Annotated in this window: 19 protein-coding genes; 12 read left to right on the top strand and 7 right to left on the bottom strand. The window is 71.2% G+C overall.

The window, feature by feature from the left end; translation table 11 throughout:
• Window positions 1–439: 439 nt before the first annotated feature.
• The 10 genes from FLW16_RS07270 to rocD all read left to right on the top strand — a co-directional run bounded on the left by FLW16_RS07270 (window position 440) and on the right by rocD (window position 9,047).
• A complete protein-coding gene (locus FLW16_RS07270; RefSeq protein ID WP_185949298.1) occupies window positions 440–1,651 on the top strand; it encodes an aminotransferase class I/II-fold pyridoxal phosphate-dependent enzyme in 1,212 nt (403 codons plus the stop codon).
• Complete coding sequence (locus FLW16_RS07265) at window positions 1,641–2,147, top strand: DUF6190 family protein (RefSeq protein WP_142558918.1); 507 nt, start codon at window positions 1,641–1,643, stop codon at window positions 2,145–2,147. Before FLW16_RS07270 ends, FLW16_RS07265 begins: the two co-directional genes overlap by 11 nt.
• A gap of 8 nt (window positions 2,148–2,155) precedes the next feature.
• Window positions 2,156–2,965, top strand: a complete 810-nt coding sequence (locus FLW16_RS07260; RefSeq protein WP_260614975.1) for a dihydrodipicolinate synthase family protein — start codon at window positions 2,156–2,158, stop codon at window positions 2,963–2,965.
• A gap of 5 nt (window positions 2,966–2,970) precedes the next feature.
• Window positions 2,971–3,810: an iron-containing redox enzyme family protein gene (locus tag FLW16_RS07255; protein ID WP_142559075.1), complete on the top strand. Its 840-nt coding sequence runs from the start codon at window positions 2,971–2,973 to the stop codon at window positions 3,808–3,810.
• Window positions 3,807–4,139 (top strand): Rieske (2Fe-2S) protein, encoded by a 333-nt coding sequence (locus tag FLW16_RS07250; RefSeq protein WP_142558914.1) that lies wholly within the window; start codon window positions 3,807–3,809, stop codon window positions 4,137–4,139. The genes FLW16_RS07255 and FLW16_RS07250 overlap by 4 nt, the downstream gene beginning before the upstream one ends.
• Window positions 4,136–5,599: a cytosine permease gene (locus FLW16_RS07245; RefSeq protein WP_221890932.1), complete on the top strand. Its 1,464-nt coding sequence runs from the start codon at window positions 4,136–4,138 to the stop codon at window positions 5,597–5,599. The genes FLW16_RS07250 and FLW16_RS07245 overlap by 4 nt, the downstream gene beginning before the upstream one ends.
• Window positions 5,596–6,312 carry a DsbA family protein gene (locus tag FLW16_RS07240; RefSeq protein ID WP_142558912.1) on the top strand — a complete coding sequence of 239 codons (717 nt, stop codon included), beginning with the start codon at window positions 5,596–5,598 and terminating at the stop codon, window positions 6,310–6,312. The genes FLW16_RS07245 and FLW16_RS07240 overlap by 4 nt, the downstream gene beginning before the upstream one ends.
• Window positions 6,313–6,433: 121 nt before the next feature.
• Window positions 6,434–6,883 carry an Lrp/AsnC family transcriptional regulator gene (locus FLW16_RS07235; protein WP_030506266.1) on the top strand — a complete coding sequence of 150 codons (450 nt, stop codon included), beginning with the start codon at window positions 6,434–6,436 and terminating at the stop codon, window positions 6,881–6,883.
• 107 nt (window positions 6,884–6,990) lie between these two features.
• Window positions 6,991–7,845: a dimethylargininase gene (ddaH, locus tag FLW16_RS07230; RefSeq protein WP_142558910.1), complete on the top strand. Its 855-nt coding sequence runs from the start codon at window positions 6,991–6,993 to the stop codon at window positions 7,843–7,845.
• A complete protein-coding gene (gene rocD / locus FLW16_RS07225) occupies window positions 7,842–9,047 on the top strand; it encodes an ornithine--oxo-acid transaminase (protein ID WP_142558908.1) in 1,206 nt (401 codons plus the stop codon). Before ddaH ends, rocD begins: the two co-directional genes overlap by 4 nt.
• Here rocD and FLW16_RS07220 read toward each other — a convergent pair.
• On the bottom strand, window positions 9,016–10,599 hold the full coding sequence (locus tag FLW16_RS07220) for an alkaline phosphatase D family protein (RefSeq protein ID WP_142558906.1): 1,584 nt from the start codon (window positions 10,597–10,599) through the stop codon (window positions 9,016–9,018). The genes rocD and FLW16_RS07220 overlap by 32 nt on opposite strands.
• Window positions 10,600–10,855: 256 nt before the next feature.
• Between FLW16_RS07220 and FLW16_RS07215 the strand changes: the two genes are divergently transcribed.
• Complete coding sequence (locus FLW16_RS07215; protein ID WP_142558905.1) at window positions 10,856–12,208, top strand: Glu/Leu/Phe/Val dehydrogenase; 1,353 nt, start codon at window positions 10,856–10,858, stop codon at window positions 12,206–12,208.
• A 60-nt stretch (window positions 12,209–12,268) separates the two neighbouring features.
• Here FLW16_RS07215 and FLW16_RS07210 read toward each other — a convergent pair whose 3' ends face one another.
• The 3 genes from FLW16_RS07210 to FLW16_RS07200 are packed head-to-tail and all read right to left on the bottom strand — an operon-like array spanning window position 12,269 to window position 14,496.
• Window positions 12,269–13,174, bottom strand: a complete 906-nt coding sequence (locus tag FLW16_RS07210) for a Gfo/Idh/MocA family protein (protein ID WP_142558903.1) — start codon at window positions 13,172–13,174, stop codon at window positions 12,269–12,271.
• A gap of 34 nt (window positions 13,175–13,208) precedes the next feature.
• A complete protein-coding gene (locus FLW16_RS07205; RefSeq protein WP_142558901.1) occupies window positions 13,209–14,138 on the bottom strand; it encodes an NAD-dependent epimerase/dehydratase family protein in 930 nt (309 codons plus the stop codon).
• 10 nt (window positions 14,139–14,148) lie between these two features.
• Window positions 14,149–14,496 carry a YrdB family protein gene (locus tag FLW16_RS07200; RefSeq protein ID WP_142558899.1) on the bottom strand — a complete coding sequence of 116 codons (348 nt, stop codon included), beginning with the start codon at window positions 14,494–14,496 and terminating at the stop codon, window positions 14,149–14,151.
• 112 nt (window positions 14,497–14,608) lie between these two features.
• Here FLW16_RS07200 and FLW16_RS07195 point away from each other — a divergent pair, with 112 nt between their 5' ends.
• Complete coding sequence (locus FLW16_RS07195) at window positions 14,609–15,307, top strand: TetR/AcrR family transcriptional regulator (RefSeq protein ID WP_142558897.1); 699 nt, start codon at window positions 14,609–14,611, stop codon at window positions 15,305–15,307.
• Between the two features lie 74 nt (window positions 15,308–15,381).
• Here the strand turns inward: FLW16_RS07195 and FLW16_RS07190 are convergent, their stop codons facing one another.
• The 3 genes from FLW16_RS07190 to FLW16_RS43515 form a co-directional block, all read right to left on the bottom strand.
• A complete protein-coding gene (locus tag FLW16_RS07190; protein WP_260614974.1) occupies window positions 15,382–15,921 on the bottom strand; it encodes a MarR family winged helix-turn-helix transcriptional regulator in 540 nt (179 codons plus the stop codon).
• Between the two features lie 11 nt (window positions 15,922–15,932).
• Complete coding sequence (locus FLW16_RS07185; protein ID WP_260614973.1) at window positions 15,933–17,564, bottom strand: FUSC family protein; 1,632 nt, start codon at window positions 17,562–17,564, stop codon at window positions 15,933–15,935.
• 168 nt (window positions 17,565–17,732) lie between these two features.
• Window positions 17,733–17,900 (bottom strand): hypothetical protein, encoded by a 168-nt coding sequence (locus FLW16_RS43515; protein WP_185949297.1) that lies wholly within the window; start codon window positions 17,898–17,900, stop codon window positions 17,733–17,735.
• Window positions 17,901–17,968: the final 68 nt, after the last annotated feature.

Raw genomic sequence — 17,968 nt, 5'->3', positions numbered from 1 at the left:
AGCCCTTTGACGGGCACACAGAACGGCCCTCTCGCGGGGGCGCGGAACGCCGGCGGACCCGGGTGGCCCGCCGGCGCAGCACGCGACCGGTTCTTTCATCGGCGCGCGCCGGGATTTCGACGCGCGCCGATTCTTTATGGACGGCCCCCATTCCTGGGATAATCGACGCGAATTTCGATTACCCAGAGTCAGTGCCCGGTGACGCGAAACCCGGGCCATTCCGGAAATCCGGAAAGAAGCATTTCCCGTCTCACCGTTGACTCCGCCGTAAGTGAGACGTACCTTTTTATCGCATCGCCCATCGCGGGCAAAACGGGAGTGACGTTCCTCCCTGCTTCTCCGTAAGAAGGAGCTCGCGGCGAAGTCGCCGCCTCCGACGCATGTCTTCCCGCACCACTCTTGCGCTACTCCATGTTCCGCACCAGTGAAGGGATCTGTCATGAACAATGTCGGTTCGGAAATCGAAGAGACGCCGCTCAGCGCGTCCGGAACGCCGGACGTGACCGGGTTCGTCGACCTCACCCAGCACGAGATCCAGGCCCTGAAGACGCGGTGGAACCTCGCCGACGCACACACCCACCAGCGCCAGTCCGCCGGCCAGGACAAGATCGTCTCCCGCCTCCCCGACCTGTGGTACGAGGCCGAGGAAAACCAGCAGGCGTATTTCGAGCGTCGATTCATCGACGCCTTCTTCCGGCTGCACAGGCAGCCCACCGCAGCGGCCGCCGGCAAAACCTGGCTGTCGTATTCGGCCAGCGTCTCCACAATGGTCGCCGCCATGTACCTGATGCAGCGGAACATGTCGGTCGGCCTCATCGAGCCGTGCTTCGACAATCTCGTCGACCTACTCAAGCACATGCAGGTCGAACTCACCGCACTGCCGGAGGAGTCGCTCGCCGATCCGGCCCGCATTTACGCGAACCTGAGCACGCTGGAAACCGACGCGCTCTATCTGGTCGACCCGAACAATCCGACCGGATTCAGTCTCCTGCAGTACGGGATGGACGGATTCCGCGAGGTCATCCGCTACTGCAAGGACCACGGCAAGCTGCTGATGCTCGACCTGTGCTTCGCGTCGTTCGCGCTGTGCGACGAGAAGATCGGGCGCATCGACATCTACGAGCTGCTGGAGGAGTCGGGCGTCTCGTACATGGCGCTGGAGGACACCGGCAAGACCTGGCCGGTGCAGGACGCCAAGTGCGCGATGCTGACGGTCAGCGACGACATCAAGGAGGACGTCTACAACATCCAGACGGCCGTCCTGCTGAACGTCTCGCCGTTCGTCCTCAACTTCCTCACCCAGTACGTCGAGGACTCCATCGAGGACAACTTCGCCTCGGTGCGCGACGTCATCACCGACAACCGGGCGATGGCCGTCAAGGCCGTCGAGGGCACCATCCTCGAGTACGTCGAGCCCGTGGTGAACACGAGCGTCGCGTGGTTCCGCATCAAGCCGGAGGACCTCACCGCGAGCGAGCTGCAGCAGCGGCTGCTGCAGGACGAGATCTACGTGCTGCCCGGCACGTACTTCTACTGGAACGACCCCGCGAAGGGCGAGCGCTACATCCGCGTCGCCCTCGCCCGCCGGCCCGGCACCTTCGCCTGCGCCATGCACCGGATGCGTGAGGTGCTGCTCGGCTATGAGCGGTGAGCCCTTCCTCGACGCCGCCCTGTTCATGGGCATGCACAGCCGCGACGACGAGGTCCGGCTGGGGTGCAAGCGCTTCTTCACCGAGCGCCTGTCCGGCGGCCACGTCCTGATGAGCCTGGAGCACGTCGGGCGGTGCGACGACCTGGTCTGGCGGTACCCCCGCCTGGTGCAGGACGAGTACTACCCGTTCATGGACAACCTGCACTCCGACATGGCCATCGACCGCATCGGCTACGACGAGCAGGACCTGCGCCTCGCCCTCGATGCCGGGGTGCTTGCGGACCTTCCGCTGCACGAGCGGCTGCTCGTGGCGATGGCGATGCGCCGCGACACGGTCGTGGTCACGGCCAGCCCCCGGCTGAGCCTGCGCCCCGACCTCCCGGTCCGGCCGGTGGAGCCGGCGAAGCCGGCCGATGACGAACCGGTGTTCCCGGCGCCGCTGGAACGGCTCTACGAGCGGTCCTTGGCCCTGCGAGTCGACGTCGACGACCTGTGAGGTGACCCGTGTATCCAGCAAAGCACTCGGGGACGATCGTCCCCATGGTCACGCCCCTGACCGAGGCGGGCGAGGTGTCCGAGCCGAGCGTACGGCGGCTCGTCGAGTCCCTCAGGAGCGAGGTCACCGGGCTGATGCCCGCCCTGTCCACCGGCGAGGGGTGGAAGCTGTCGGACCGGCAGTGGCACGACGTGGTCGCGTACGCCGTCCGCCACGCGGACGGGCTGCCCGTCCTGGCCGGCGTGCAGTCGCCGACCACCGAGGAGGTGATCGCCAGGGCGAAGGAGGCCCAGGCCCTCGGCGTGGCGGCCATCGCCGTCACCACCCCCTTCTCGCCGGACCTGACGCAGGAGGAGATCTACGAGCACTACCGGGCGATCCGGGAGGCCGTGCCGGTCCCGCTGTTCGTCTACAACGAGAAGGCCCTGTCGGGCAACCAGATCGAACTGGACACCCTGGTGCGCGTCTGCGCCCTGCCCGGCGTCGTCGGCATCAAGGAGTCCAGCGGGTCGGCCGAGTTCACCAGGAAGCTCGTCGCCGCGGTCCCCGGGATCCCGGTGTTCGAGGGCTGGGAGAACCTCCTGCACGAGGTGACGGGGCCCGGCGGCGTCGCCGGGTTCATCGGTCCCCTGGCCAACCTGGAGCCCGGCCTCGCCAACGCCATGCTGGCCGAGCCGTCCGTGCGACGGCAGGGGGAGATCGACGCGACCTGCGAGCGGTACGGCCTGTTCAACGACGACTGGTACCGGCACCTGAAGAAGGAACTGCACCGCCGCGGGGTCATCGACACCGACGCGGTCGTCGAGGAGGCGGGGTGAGCGGGATGTTGGAGGTCCGGCCCGGAGACTCCGCCCAGAAGCGGCTCTACGTCTACAACCGCTCGGTCCTCACTCCCCAGATGTACGCCGAGCTGTGCGAGATCGAGCGCGACTGGGTGGTGCGTCTCGCCGCCGAGCACGAGGAGCGCGCTCCCCGCTTCGGGTTCCGCATCGAGCTGATCGACGCGCTCCACGACCTGCTGGCCAAGGAGCAGGCCAACCCCTCCGGCGACGAGCGCTTCCTGGCGGAGGAGGCCACCCTCGACCAGTTCAAGACGGTGGTCGCGGAGTTCGCCGTCGACGGCCTGGTCGAGTCGCAGTCCCACATCGGGATCCTGCGGCGCCTGCCGCCGAAGGCGCGCATGGCCGTGCTGCGCGTGCTCATCGACGAGTTCGGCTGCGGCAACGACGACATGGAGCACTCGCGGCTCTACCGCGACCTGGTGATCGAGCTGGGCATGCCCCCCGACCTGGAGCACTACGTGGACCGGGCCGGGGACGCCAGCTTCGCGTACGTCAACCTGTTCCACTGGCTGGCCGACCGGGCGCCGGCGCCGGAGTACTTCCTCGGCGCGTACGCCTACTTCGAGGCCAGCGTGCTGTACGCCTTCAAGCCCTTCGCGGCCGCGGCGAAACGGCTCGGCATCAGCAACGACCGGTACTACACAGAACATTTGTACATCGACAGCTTCCACTCCAAGCAGATGCAGACCGCGATACGGGCGCTGGGCGAGCACCGCGAGGTCGACCTGGCGAAGGTGTGGGCCGGCGTCACGCTGACCAGCGCCGTCATCGCGGAGGCCACGGAGGCAGCGGTGGACAGGGCGAGGAAGGTGCCCGCATGACCCAGGACACGGGCCGGCCCGTCTCGCTGCGCCAGATCGCGCCCGACCTCCTGCTCATCGAGGTGGCGGGCAGGCGGGTGCTGACCCAGGCGGAGTGTCCCCACCGCAGGGGGCGGCTGCGCTACGGCTACCTCAACGGGCGGACGCTGCGGATCACCTGCCCGCTGCACCACTCCACGTTCGACCTGCTCACCGGGCGGCAGGTGGCCGGCCCGCCGTGCGGGTCGCTGCGCGTCACGCTGCTGCCCGAGGACGCCGCGTCTCCTCGGTCGGCGGCGGAGGCGGCGGCGTACGCCGAGGCCGTCCTGCCCGAGGCGGGGTCTCCGTGACCACCCGCGAACTGCCCTCCCAGGTCACCGGGCAGGTCACCGGGCAGAGCACGCGGGTGGAGGCGCACGGCGTCGACCGGATCCCGGACGGCGAGCGCACCGCCTCGCCGCGCGAGTTCCTGTGGATCTGGCACTCGGCCCAGTTCTCGTTCGGCACGGTGGTGCTCGGCTCGGTACCGGTGAGCTTCGGCCTGAGCTGGACGGCCTCCGTCACCGCGATCCTGGTGGGGCTGCTGATCGGCACGGCGGTGTTCGCACCGCTCGTGCTGTTCGGCAAGCGCACCGGCGCGAACGACGCGGTCTCCAGCGGCGCCCACTTCGGCGTGCGCGGCCGGGTCGTCGCCAACGTCATCACGATCGTGGTCGCGATCGGGTTCTTCTCGATCGCGGTGTGGACGGGCGCGACGGCCATCCTCGCGGCCGGCCAGCGGGTGCTCGGCACCCCTGCCGGCCCGGCCGGGCTGGCCGTCACGATGCCGGTGATGGCACTGGCCGTCGTGGTGGTCGCGGTGTACGGATACGGCGCGCTGCTGGCGACGTACAAGGTCATGACGGTGATCGGCGGGCTGGTGCTGCTGGCGCTGGTCGTCGTGCTGCTGCCCGGTTTCGACCCGGCCTACGCGGGCGGGCCGTACGCGCTGGGCGACTTCTGGCGGACCTGGCTGCTGGCCGTGTCCTTCAGCGCCACGCTGCCGGTGTCGTACTCGACGTTCCAGGGCGACTACAGCCGCTACCTGTCGCCCCGGGTCCGCGACCGGGCGGCGGTGGCGTACAACGGCGCGGCGATGTACGTGAGCAACGCGCTCGCGCTCGTCGGCGGCGCCTACGTCACGACGATGCTGAAGGACGGCTCGGCGCCCTGGATCCTCGGGGTGGCCGACGTCGTGCCCCGGTGGTTCGCGGTCGTGGTGATCGCCTTCGGGTTCGCCGGCACGCTGCCGCAGGCGGCACTGTGCCTGTACGCGGCGGGGTTGTCGGCCAACTCCCTCCTGTGGCGGCTCCCCCGCGCCGCCGCGACGTGGCTGATGTGGGCACTCGGCGTCGCCACCCTCTACGTCGGGGCGATCGTCTTCGACGCCATCGAGTCGATCTCGACGTTCGTGCTGGTCCTGCTCGTCCTCGTCTCGCCGTGGACCGCGATCATGCTGGTCGGGTTCGCGCTGCGGCGGGGCCGGTACCACCCCGAGGACCTGTACGGCTTCGCGCGGCCCGGCCACCGGGGCGGCTACTGGTTCACCGGGGGGGTCAACCTCCGGGCCCTGGGGGCGTTCGTCCCCGCGGTGGTCCTGGGGCTGCTGTTCGTGGACAACACGCTCTACACCGGCCCGTTCGCCCGCCTGGCGGGCGGGGTCGACCTGAGCTGCCTGGTGCCGTTCTGCACGGCGGCGCTGCTCTACGCCGCGCTGTGCCGGCTGTTCCCCGAGCGGACGGCCGTACCGACCGGAGGTGATTCGAGATGAACAGAGATCCGCGGCTGCCCGGCTCGCCCGACACGATCGTGGTCTTCTCCGACCTCAACTGCTCCTTCGCCCACCTGGCCGTCTACCGCCTGCACGAGGCGCGCCGGCGGCTCGGCCTGGAGGGACGGCTGTGGTTCGACCACCGCTGCTTCCCGCTGGAGCTGTTCAACCGGACGGTGAACGAGCGCCCGGGGGTGGACTCGGAGGTGTCGGTGGTCGGCGCGCTCGACCCCGGCGCCGGCTGGCGCCTGTGGCAGGGACCCGACTGGACCTACCCGGTCACGATGCTGCCGCCCCTGGAGGCCGTGCAGGCGGCCAAGGCGCAGAGCCTGCACGCCTCCGAACAGCTCGACCTGGCGCTGCGCCGGGCCTTCTGGGCCGAAGGCCGGTGCATCTCGCTGCGGCACGAGATCCTCGACGTCGCGGCCTCCACCGGGGTGGTCGACGTCGGGGCGCTGGCCGAGGCGCTCGACGACGGCCGCGCGCGGCGGGCGGTGATGGACCAGTTCGAGACGGCCCGGCACGGCCGGGTCGACTGCAGCCCCCACGTGTTCCTGTACGACGGGACCGACGTCGCCAATCCCGGCGTGCGGGCACGGTGGGTCAACGGCGACTTCGGCGTGGGCTTCCCGGTCATCGAGGCCGACGATCCGACCGTCTACACGGATCTGCTGTCCAGGGCGGCCGAGCTGATCTGCGGGGCGGCGGCCTGACGACCCGCCGTCGACGAGAGGGCGCGGGCCCGGCGAGGGGACCCGCGCCCTCTGCATGCCCGCGCCTCCGCGGGGCCCGGCGCGGGGGCATGCCGGGCCCGGCGGCTGTATACAGGTCCACGTGAGGTTGGACGAGCTTGATCGCGCCATAATCCGGGCCCTTGTCGAGGACGCCCGGGCGACGTACGCCGAGATAGGCGCTCAAGTGGGGCTGTCGGCTCCGGCCGTGAAGAGGCGGGTCGACCGGCTCATCGCCAGCGGCGCGATCACCGGCTTCAGCGCCAGGGTGGAGCCGTCGGCCCTCGGCTGGACCACCGAGGCGTACGTCGAGCTGTACTGCCGGGGCAAGACCTCACCGGCGGAGATCGGCATGGCCGTGTCCCGGCACCCTGAGGTCGTCTCCGCCTGCACGGTCACCGGCGAGGCCGATGCGCTGCTGCACATCCGCGCGACCGACGTGCGGCACGTCGAGCGGGTGATCGAGCGCCTGGCGGCCGAACCGTTCGTGGTCCGCACCAAGAGTTCGATCGTGCTGTCGCGGCTGATTAACGGATCGCTGCAGAACGGGTGAAGGACGCAACCGATCCACACGTGATCGCAACGCGGGCGCATTGGATTGTCGCCTCCCGATTCCTACGCTGAAGTCCCGTTCACCCGGTTTCCCGCTTGGAGTCGACGATGACGCTCGCGCCAGCCACCGAGGCCACGGAAAGTGGTCGTACGGGTACGGTCCGGCATTTCCTGATGTGCCGACCGGAGTTCTTCACGGTCTCGTATTCCATCAACCCGTGGATGCATCCCGAGAAGGGCGCCGACACGGCCAGGGCGTTGCGGCAGTGGGACGGCCTCCGGCAGGCGTACGAGAGCCTGGGCCACACCGTGAGCCTGATCGACCCGATCGAGGGCCTGCCGGACATGGTGTTCGCCGCGAACGGCGCGCTCGTCGTGGACGGACGGGTCTACGGAGCGAGGTTCGCCCACCCGGAACGCGCCGCCGAGGGCCCTGCCTACCTGCGGTGGTTCGTCGAACGGGGATACGAGACACTGGAGGCGTCCTTCACCAACGAGGGCGAGGGCGACTACCTGACGCTCGACGAGATGATCCTGGCCGGGACGGGCTTCCGCACCGACGTGGCGGCGCACATGGAGGCCCAGGAGTTCCTCGGCCGGCCGGTCGTCACGCTGCGCCTGGTCGACCCGAGGTTCTACCACCTCGACACCGCCCTGTTTCCGCTGGACGGCCACAACGTGGCGTACTATCCGGAGGCGTTCAGCGAGGGCAGCAGGAAGGTGCTGCGGCGGCTGTTCCCCGACGCCGTGATCGCCACGTCCGCGGACGCGGAGGTGCTGGGCCTCAACGCGGTGAGCGACGGCCGCAACGTCGTCGTCAACGCCGAGGCGACCGGGCTGATCCTGGAACTCAAGCGTCATGGCTTCGAGGTCGTCCCGGTGGACCTCAGCGAGCTGCGCAAGGCCGGCGGCGGGCCCAAGTGCTGCACCCTCGAGATCCGGCCGAACAGGGAGATTCGATGAACAGCGAGGAACTGATCCGGCTCAGCGAGAGCCACAGCGCGCACAACTACCACCCGCTGCCCGTCGTGATCAGCTCGGCCGAGGGCGCCTGGGTCACCGATGTGGAGGGCAAGCGGTATCTCGACTGCCTGGCCGGCTACTCCTCGCTGAACTTCGGCCACGGCAACCCCGCGATCCTCACGGCGGCCCGCGAGCAGCTCGACCGGCTGACGCTGACCAGCCGCGCGTTCTACCACGACAGGTTCGCCGCGTTCGTGACCGGCCTTTCCGAGCTGTGCGGCAAGGACATGGTCCTGCCGATGAACACCGGCGCGGAGGCCGTCGAGACCGCCGTCAAGATCGCCCGCAAGTGGGGCTACGAGGTCAAGGGCGTCGCCCCCGACCAGGCCAACATCGTCGTGATGGAGGACAACTTCCACGGCCGCACCACGACCATCGTGGGCTTCTCCACCGACCCCGAGTCGCGCGACGGCTTCGGCCCCTTCTCCCCCGGCTTCCGGATCGTCAAGTACGGCTCCGCCGAGGCGGTCAGGGAGGCGATCGACGAGAACACGGTGGCCGTGCTGCTGGAGCCCATCCAGGGCGAGGCCGGCGTGCTGGTCCCGCCGGACGGCTACCTGGCCGCGGTCCGGGAGATCTGCACCGACAACAACGTGCTGTTCGTCGCCGACGAGATCCAGTCGGGACTCGGCCGCACCGGCGACACGTTCGCCTGCGACCACGAGCGCGTCGTCCCCGACCTGTACGTCCTGGGCAAGGCCCTCGGCGGCGGCGTGGTCCCGGTCTCCGCGGTCGTCGCCGACGCCGACGTCATGGGCGTGATCGGGCCCGGCCAGCACGGGTCCACCTTCGGCGGCAACCCGCTGGCGTGCGCCGTCGGCGACGCGGTGATCGGGCTGCTGCGGACCGGCGAGTACCAGGCCAGGGCCCGCGAGCTCGGCGCGTTCCTGCACGCGCGCCTGGCGGAGCTCGGCCCCGGCGTGGCGGCGGTGCGCGGGCGCGGGCTGTGGGCGGGCGTCGACATCGACCCCTCGCTCGGCACCGGCCGGCAGATCAGCGAGGCGCTGATGCGCCGCGGCGTGCTCGTCAAGGACACGCACGGCTCGACGATCCGCCTCGCGCCGCCCCTCGTCGTCTCCCGGGACGACCTGGCCTGGGCGGTGGACCAGCTCAGCGCGGTGCTGCGGGAGGCTCGGGCCTGATCCGCACCGCGTCCTGATCGCCGGTGTCGGTGAACCACGTCACCGTGGCCTCCCCGGGCGCCAGGTCGATGGCGGTCATCATGTTGGGGAACCAGGGTCCCTTGCTGATGCGCCACCGCAACGGCGGCCGGGGAAGGCCCCCGGCCCTGGCCAGCAACCCGCCGAGCACGCCCGCGAGCCCGAACGACGCCACGATGTTGGCGAAGCGCAGCGTGCGGCTCAGCGGGTTGCGGATCGGCGAGCAGACGACCTGGTGGACGCGCCCGCCGCCGCGGCGCCGTACGGACGCCATGTAGGAGTAGTGGACGTCGCCCGACAGCAGCAGCACACTCGCGGGCGGCCTCCCCCGGCCGCCCGAGGCGACCTCAAGCACCACCTGCGCGAGTTCCTCGAACGACCGGCGGAAGGCCCCCCAGTGCTCCAGGTCGAGAAACTGCCGCACCCGCTCGCCCCACCGCGCCGCCCTGCGGCCCCAGATGCCGTCGCAGACCGCCTCGTTCCAGCTCTCCACATGGTGGATGCCCGCGGGCAGCAGGATCGGCAGCGAGGACCCGACGAGCAGGTGGTCGAAATCGCCGGTGGCGTGCTTGTCGAACCAGTCCCACTCCCCGGGGTCGAGCATCCGCCGGCGTCCCGGCTCCAGCACCCGGGCGCTGCGGCTGTCCAGCACGATCAGCCGGGTGCCGCCCAGGTCCCTGTGGTAGCTCCAGCGCACCGAGTCGGGCTCCCTGTCGGCCCGCCGGGCGAAGGCGTCGAGCACCTCGTCGCCGCCGCCCGCCCGCAGCGCGGCGAGCACGGGATCGGCCTCCCGCTCGGCCGGGGGCAGGTTGCCCAGGTGCTGGTAGATGTAGTACGAGCCGAGCGCGGAGACGATGCGCCGCTCCCACCAGGGCACCTCGGCCATCTGCGCGCGCCAGACGTTCGAGGTGTTCCAGTCGTCCCTGACGTCGTGGTCGTCGAAGATCATCAGGGTGGGCACCGTGGCCATCAGCCAGCGGACCGGAGGGTCGGACCACGCCTGCCGGTACAACTCGGCGTACTCCTCGAAGTCGACGACCTCCTCGGGTCCTTCGTCCCTGCGCCCGGCGATGAACTCCTTCATGTCCGGCGTGAGCTCGTCGGCGTACACCTGGTCCCCGAGCATCAGGATCAGGTCGGGCCGCTCGTCCGGCGACTCCATCAGGCGCAGGCCGTACGCCCGCAGGACGTCCGGGCCGTGCGTGCGCACGTACGGCTCCTCGTGCGGGACGCTCGTGCGGCAGGAGCCGAAGATCAGCCGGTCGAGACGGGTCAGCGGGCGGATCACGCTCGGCGGCAGGCCCGCCTCCGGCCACACCCGCCGGTCGTCGAGCTCCACCTCGTAGGCCACCGGGCCCTCGATGCCGACGTCGAGCAGGGCGTAGTGGTGGCCGTGCACGGTGAAGGTGCGCTCCTCCGAGCAGGCGTCGCCGGCCCGCACGCGGACCGTGCAGGGCTCGGAGGTCTCCACCCAGACGGTCGCGGCGGCCGCGTCCACGTGGCGCAGCAGCGGGCCCAGCACAAGTTCCGGCACAAACCCTGTCTACTGCAAAAGGGCGGCAAAGCGCGACTTGCGCCCGTCCGTCCACCGTCGTTCACGGAGCGTGCGCCGCCTATGCGCCGGAACGGCGAAATCGCGCCCGCCGATCTCCGTATTGGCCTATATCGCGATCACCCGGCCCACGGTTTGATCCAGATGTCGCTCCTCCCGGGCCGCCTTTCGCGGCCGTCAACGACGACGGCACGCGGGGTCCGGGGGACGGCCACCCTTCCGACAGGAGAACAACAGAATGACCATCACGGACTTCCCGACAACGGCGTCGGGGGTTCGGTCCCCGATCCCCGACCGCCATGGCCCCTCACTGGGTGAGCGCGCCCTCGCCGCCCCGTCACTGGGTGAGCGCGCCCTCGCCGCCGCCCGCTTCCAGCTCGCCGAGGCGTCCCGCTTCCTCGGCCTCGACGACGGCATGCACCACATGCTCGCCACGCCCCGCCGCTCGCTGACGGTCTCCGTGCCCGTACGGCGCGAGGACGGCCGCCTGGAGGTGGTCCAGGGCCACCGCGTGCAGCACAACCTGTCGCGCGGACCGGCCAAGGGCGGCATCCGTTTCCACCCCGCCACCGATCTCGCCGAGGTCACCGCCCTCGCCATGTGGATGACGTGGAAGTGCGCCCTCGTCGGCATCCCGTACGGCGGGGCGAAGGGCGGCGTCGCGGTGGACCCGGCCACGCTGACCACCCGCGAGCTCGAACGCGTCACCCGGCGCTACGTCAACGAGATCCTGCCGCTCATCGGCCCGGAAAAGGACATCCCCGCGCCCGACGTGGGCACCGACGAGCAGACCATGGCCTGGATCATGGACACCTACAGCGCCAACGCGGGCTACTCGGTCCCGGGCGTGGTGACCGGCAAGCCCACGGCGCTCGGCGGGTCGCTCGGCCGCGCGGGCGCGACCTCGCGCGGGGTGCAGATCGCCGCGCTGCAGGCGCTGGCCCAGACAGGCAGGGCGCACAGCCCCGAGGGCGCGACCGTGGCGGTGCAGGGCTTCGGCAAGGTGGGCGCGCTCGCCGCGCAGTACCTCGCCGACGCCGGCTGCCGTGTCGTGGCCGTCTCCGACGCGGGCGGCGCGGTCGTCCGGCCCTCCGGCCTCGACGTCGCCGCGCTGCGCGCCCACGCCGCCGAGACCGGGACGGTCCACGGCTACCGCGACGCCGACCCGCTCTCCCACGACGAGCTGCTCGAACTCGACGTGGACGTGCTGGTGCCGGCCGCGCTCGAAGGCGTGATCACGGCGGACAACGCGCCGCGCGTACGGGCCCGCCTGGTCGTGGAGGGCGCCAACGGGCCCACCACGCCCGAGGCCGACCTGATCCTGGCCGGCAACGGGATCACGGTGGTCCCCGACATCCTGGCCAACGCCGGCGGAGTGATCGTGTCCTATCTGGAGTGGGTGCAGAACACCCAGGCGTACTCCTGGAGCGCTGGGGAGGTCGAGGTGAAGCTCCGCGACCTGATGGAGAACGCCTATCGGGCGGTCGCGGACCTGGCCGCGGAGCGCGACCTCACGCTCCGCCAGGCCGCCCACGCGATCGGGGTGGGGCGGGTGGCCGAGGCCCACCGGATGCGGGGCCTCTACCCCTGACGCCCCTTTTGGACGGCGACGATGACCGCCTCCCGGGAATATGCGGCTTCCGGGAGGCGGTCAGGCCGAGTCCGCTGTCTTCGTCGCGGTCAGCACGATCTGCTCGCACAGCTCGTGGGTCACCAGGGCGTCGTCGGCCGTGAGGATCCGGCCCTCCCGGACCGCGGCGAGGAACTCCTGGCAGATCTGCTCGATGCCGCGCTGCCGCGTCGCCGGGACCCAGTCGCCACGCCTCGTGAGGACCTCGTCCCCGCCGAGGGCCACCACGTCGCCGAGGTTGACGACCCGCCGCTTCCCGCCGCCGCCCATGACCTCGCAGGTCTCCTCGGCCGCGCCGCTGGTGCGGCTCATCACGCCGACGGCGGTGAACCCGTCGCCGCCGAGCGTCAGCACCACGTGTTCGAGCAGGCCGTCGCGCACCCTGGTCCTGATCGCGGTGTCGGTGATCGGCCCGGGGGCGAGGAAGCGCAGCGTGTCGGCCACGTGGACGAAGTCGTCGAAGATCATTGTCCGCGGGTCGCCGGGCAGGTCACGCCGGTTCTTCTGCATCACGATCACGTCCCGCGGCAGGTCGCGCAAGGCGGCGTACGCGGGGGCGCGCCTGCGGTTGAACCCGACCATCAGCGACCTGTTCCGCTCGCGGGCCAGCCGTACGAGCCCGGCGGAGGCGGCGGCGTCGTAGGCGAGCGGCTTGTCCACGTAGACGTGCACGCCCGCCTCCAGCAGCGTGGTCACGATCGGGACGTGCGCGCTGGTGGCCGCGTGCACGAACGCCGCGTCGATCCCCGCCCCGACGAGGCCGTCCACCGAGGTGAAGCGCGCGCCGATCCGGTACGCGTCGCCGAGCCGGTCCAGAACCGCCCGGTCGCGGGTGCACAGCAGCGGCTCGATGCCCGGCGTCGCCGCCAGCACGGGCAGGTAGGCCTTCTCCGCGATGTCGCCCAGGCCGATGATCCCAACTCTCATGCCGGGGAGACTATCGGCGTCCTTCCGGCGCTTTTCAGCGCCCCCGCCACCACGCCACCGTCTCCTTCACCCCGTCCTCGACCGGCGTCGGCGCGAACCCGAGGACCGCCTGGGAGGCGGAGGAGTCGAGCACGTACGGCCGGTCGAACTGATAACGGGTCTCCCCCAGCTCGCGCAGGAACGGCGATGCGAGGCCCCCCGCCTTCAGCATCCACGACGGCAGCCGCCGCAGGCGCGGCGCCGGGGCGCCCGCGGCGGCGCACACCGTCTCGGCGTACTGCCGCATGGTGAAGGGCGGCGCGGTCGGGACGTGCCAGGGCCGGCCCCACGCGCGCTCCTCCTCCGCGGCCGCCGCCAGCGCCCGCACGACGTCGGGCAGGTACGTCCAGCTGTGCGGGATGTCGGGGTCGCTGATGACGATGGCGGTCTTGCCCGCGAGCAGGGGCTCCAGGAGCCGCGGCCCCACGTACGACTGGTCGGACGACCGCGGCCCGTAGTAGTCCGAGCCGCGCACCTCGGTGACCCGCACCCGGCCGGCCTCGTGGGCGGCCCGCATCTCCTCCCACATCCGTGCCCTGACCCTGCCCTTGGTGCCCGTCGCCGCGAGCGGCAGGTCCTCGGTCATCGGCCCGTCCACCGGGCCGTACCCGTACAGGTTGCCCAGGGTGACCAGGACGGCCCCGGACGACTCCGCGGCGGCCAGCAGCGAGGCCGCGATCGGCGGCCAGTCCAGGGGCCACCGGTGGTAGCGCGGGTTGGCGCAGTTGTAGAGCGCGTCCGCGCCCTCGGCGAGCCGCCGCATGACGGCGGCGTCCGCCGCGTCCGCGGCGACCGGCGAGATGCCCGGACGCTTCGGGCCTGAGCCCGAGCGGGTGACGAGGATCACCTCGTGCCCGCGCTCCGCCAGCGTCTCGGCGAGCCCGCCGCCGACCTGTCCAGCCCCGACGATCACATGCCTGCCCATCGTTTCTCCTTCAGACCTGATCCGTCAGCAGCCGCAGCACGCCGTCCACGACGTACACGACCGCGAACACCACACCCGCGGTGACGAGCCCGGAGGCCGCCAGTGCGGCCGCCCCCGCGCCGAACCACACGACCTCGAAGCCGGCCCGGGCGATGCCGTGCAGCTGGTGCGGCGCCTTGCCGCCCGCCATGAACAACCCCCAGAGCGTGGCGAACACGGCCGGCCCACCGAGTCCCAGAAGGATCTTCACCAGGACGTTCGCCTCAAGGGTGAACCCCCAGTAGCCCAGCGAGATCAGCACGCCCAGTTCCAGGAAGAACATCACTGCGGGGATCACGCCCTTGGCCACGGTGAGCATCGGCACTCCTTGCATTCATCGCTCCGTTACGAGAGCAATGCTCTCTCATTGGAGCGGCTTCCGTCAAGAGCACCGCTCTCCAATCGCTCAGGTGCTCTGTTAACCTGACCACATGAATGCGAGCAGGACCGCGCGGGAGCGGGTGAGAGCGGAGCTGATCAGGGAGATCACGGACATCGCCCGGCGGCATCTGGCGACGGAGGGGGCCACGGGCCTGTCCCTGCGGGCGGTGGCCCGCGAGATGGGGATGGTCTCCTCGGCGATCTACCGCTACTTCCCCAGCCGCGACGACCTGCTGACCGCGCTGATCATCGACGGATACAACGCCCTCGGGGAGGCCGTCGAGCGCGCCGACGCCGCCTGCGCGCGCGACGACTTCACCGGACGATGGCTCGCCGCCTGCCGGGCCGTCCGCGAGTGGGCCCTGGCCCATCCGCACGAGTACGCCCTGCTGTACGGCTCACCCGTGCCGGGCTACGCCGCGCCGCAGGACACCGTCGCGCCGGCGGTGCGGGACACGGCCGTGTACGGGCGGATCGTCGCCGACGCCCACCGCGCGGGCAGGCTCGCCCCTCCCCCGATCTGCCCGCCGCCACCCGCGATCCTGGCGGAGGACGCGGAGATCGTACGGTCGCTGATGCCGGACGTGCCGGACGACGTGGTCACGCGGGCGATCGTCGTCTGGACGGGCCTGTTCGGGATGGTCAGCTTCGAGATCTTCGGCCAGTTCAACAACACGATCACCCACCGGACCGAGCTGTTCGAGCACAACATGACCTGCCTGGGCCGCCTTCTCGGCCTGCCCGAGTAGGCGACACCGCTCGGCCTCGTGCCGTCCTCGACCGCATCGGCCCGGTGTGCCGACCACGAGCGGGTCGCTCGCGGTCAGAGCTGGCGGGCGCCGAGGCGTCCTTCCAGCAGGAGGAGCAGCTCGCCGAGCAGGTCTCCCAGCTCACGCCGCCGGTCGCCGCTCATCGCCGCCAGCAGATCGCTCTCGTAACGCAGCTGGCGCGGCAGGAGCCGGTCGGTGAGCGCGCGGCCCTCGTCGGTGAGCGCGAGGTGGGAGACCCGCCGGTCGCGGTCATCGAGGCGGCGGCTCACCAGCCCGCGCTCCTCCAGTGCCCGCAGCCGCTTGGTGACGGCCGCCCCCGAAGCGAAGGTCTCCTTGGCGATCCGGCCCGGGGTGAGCTCCCGGCCGAGCCGCCGCAGGGCGGCGAGGACGTCGAACTCCGGCCGGGTGAGCCCGTACTCCCGGAGGGGCGCGTCACCGGCCTGCTGGAGCAGCAACACGCACCGCGTGAGGCGGCCGATCACGGCGATCGGCGCGGTGTCCAGCTCGGGGTGGACGCGTCGCCACTGACGTATCACCTGCGCGACGACGTCCTCTGCGACGCTCTCGGGCGCCTCCTCGGCGATGTCCTCCACGCCCCGATTCCTCAGCTCTGGGTCCGTTCGCAGCCGACTCTATCCCGAGCCGCTGCGGCCAGCCTCGCCAGCAGGCGGTGCCCCTCGTGCTCGGCCCGGGCGACCTGCTCCTCCGGCAGCGCGCGCTGCCACCACTCGCCGGCCGCCACGTCGGCGGCCCGGCGCAGCTCCACCAGGGCGTCGACGAGCGCGCCGCGGACCCGCGCGGTCTCTCCCGGCTCATGAGTGCCGACCGCCAGCAGACGCCGGGCAGCCGCCTGGGCATGGGCCACGCGCCGCAGCGCCGCGTCGATCCGTCCGGCGCTGCGCCGGTTGGTGACCAGCAGGCAGCCGAGCAGGCCCGCCGCGACGCCGACAGCCGTGTCCAGCCAGCGGTCGCTGATCAGCCGCCACCCGGGCTGATACCCGGGCAACTCGGTGAGCAGGAGGGCCATCGGCGTCACGCACACCGTCCCCAGCCAGTAGTTGCGGGTCATCAGCGCCTCGGTGCAGAACTGCAGGACCAGCGTGAGCAGGATGAGGGCGAGCGCGCCCGTACGGCCGACCGGAAGCAGCGCCGTGAAGACGAGCAGGCCGACCACACTGCCCAGGGCGCGCTGCAGGGCCCGTTGCCACGACAGCGTGGCGTTGGCCTGGAAGACGGATGCGGCCGTGACCACCGCCCAGTACGGGTGGCCGACTCCCACCGCCAGCGAGACCAGCCCGGCGAGGGAGGACCCGACGGCGACGCGTACGCCGATCGGGAAAAGCGGCGAGGCGGGGTGGAACATGCGCAGCGGGCCGGGCCCGCCCGGCGCCGCCCGTTCCAGTGCGACGCCCGCGAGCCCGGCGGCGCCCTTCTCACCGAGACTCACCTCGGGCACCGGGCGGTTGCGGCGCACCTCGGCGGCCCAGCTCGCGAAGCGAGCGGCCTCGTCGCGGGACACGGCGGGGAGGGACGCCTCCACGCCGGCCAGGAGGCGTTCGAGCGCGTGCCTGCCCGGCCCCTCGGGCGAGGGGAGCAGCGTGTGCCAGGCCGCGTTCACCGCCGCCGCCGCGTCGTGCCGGGCGCGGGCGGCCGCCGGACCCTCCGTGTGGGCGAGCCGTGCGGCCGCCTCCAGGGCGCGGGCCACCGCCGTTCGCTGGGGCCCTTCTGGCCGCATGAGCGCGGGCGCCATGCAGACCAGCCAGGCGAGCGCGGCGGCGGCCGCGACGAGAGCGAGGTGGAGGGGGATCTCTCCGAGCCGCTGCGGCAGGAACGCGCAGGTCGCGCTCGTGAAGGTGAAGATCAGATTCCCCGGCGGCCCGATCCGGGCCGCGTCGCACGCCACCTTGTGCGCGGCGGCGAGCAGTGCCGCCACCAGGACCAGGACGGGGGCCGACCGGGTGAGCCCGGCCGCGGTGAGCGCGACACCCACGCTGGCGACCATGCCCGTCGCGACGCCGAGCAGGGTCCGGGCCCGGACCCGGTACGGCAGGCCGTGCGCGTAGAGGGCGCACATGGCTCCGGCGGAGGTGTAGACGGCCAGGTCCAGACGGTCCAGCAGGAGGAGGACCGTGTCCGGCACGGCGAGGGTGATGACCGAGCTGAGCGCGTGTTTGTGCCAGACGTCCCCCAGCCCGCCGATCCGGAACACCCCTCGCAACGGCAGCCGCCCTCGCATCGCCGGCCTCATGATCCCCCGTTCTTTCGCAAGTGTTTTACTCGTGAAAGATATCAGAGCGCCAAACGACCCCGCCTGTGCCCTGGTCCTCCTGGCCGCGACGCCATCGAGCCCGTGCCCGGAGCAGCCACCACCGGCGGCAAGCCGCGCACGAGGCATGCCAGGGATCTACTGCTGCAGTATCAGCAGCTCGTAGACGCGTTGGATCAGTTCAGGCAGTAGCCAGCACGCGAGGCCGGCGGCTATCAGCCTGCTTCGGTCGTTCTCCTTGAAGACGGCCAGGGCCAGGCAGATGAATCCCCCCAGCATCAGGAGCAGCGTGATCAGGGCGAACATGAACAGATCATGGTACGCGGATCAACCAGCGGCAAGCGCCGGCGAATGGTGAGCACCCGCGTCAAGCA

This window comes from Microbispora sp. KK1-11 (assembly GCF_006874435.1).
In the GTDB taxonomy this organism is placed as follows: Bacteria; Actinomycetota; Actinomycetes; order Streptosporangiales; family Streptosporangiaceae; genus Microbispora; species Microbispora catharanthi.
Note: the sequence above shows the minus strand (reverse complement) of the source record. Positions and strands in the feature narration are given on the sequence as shown.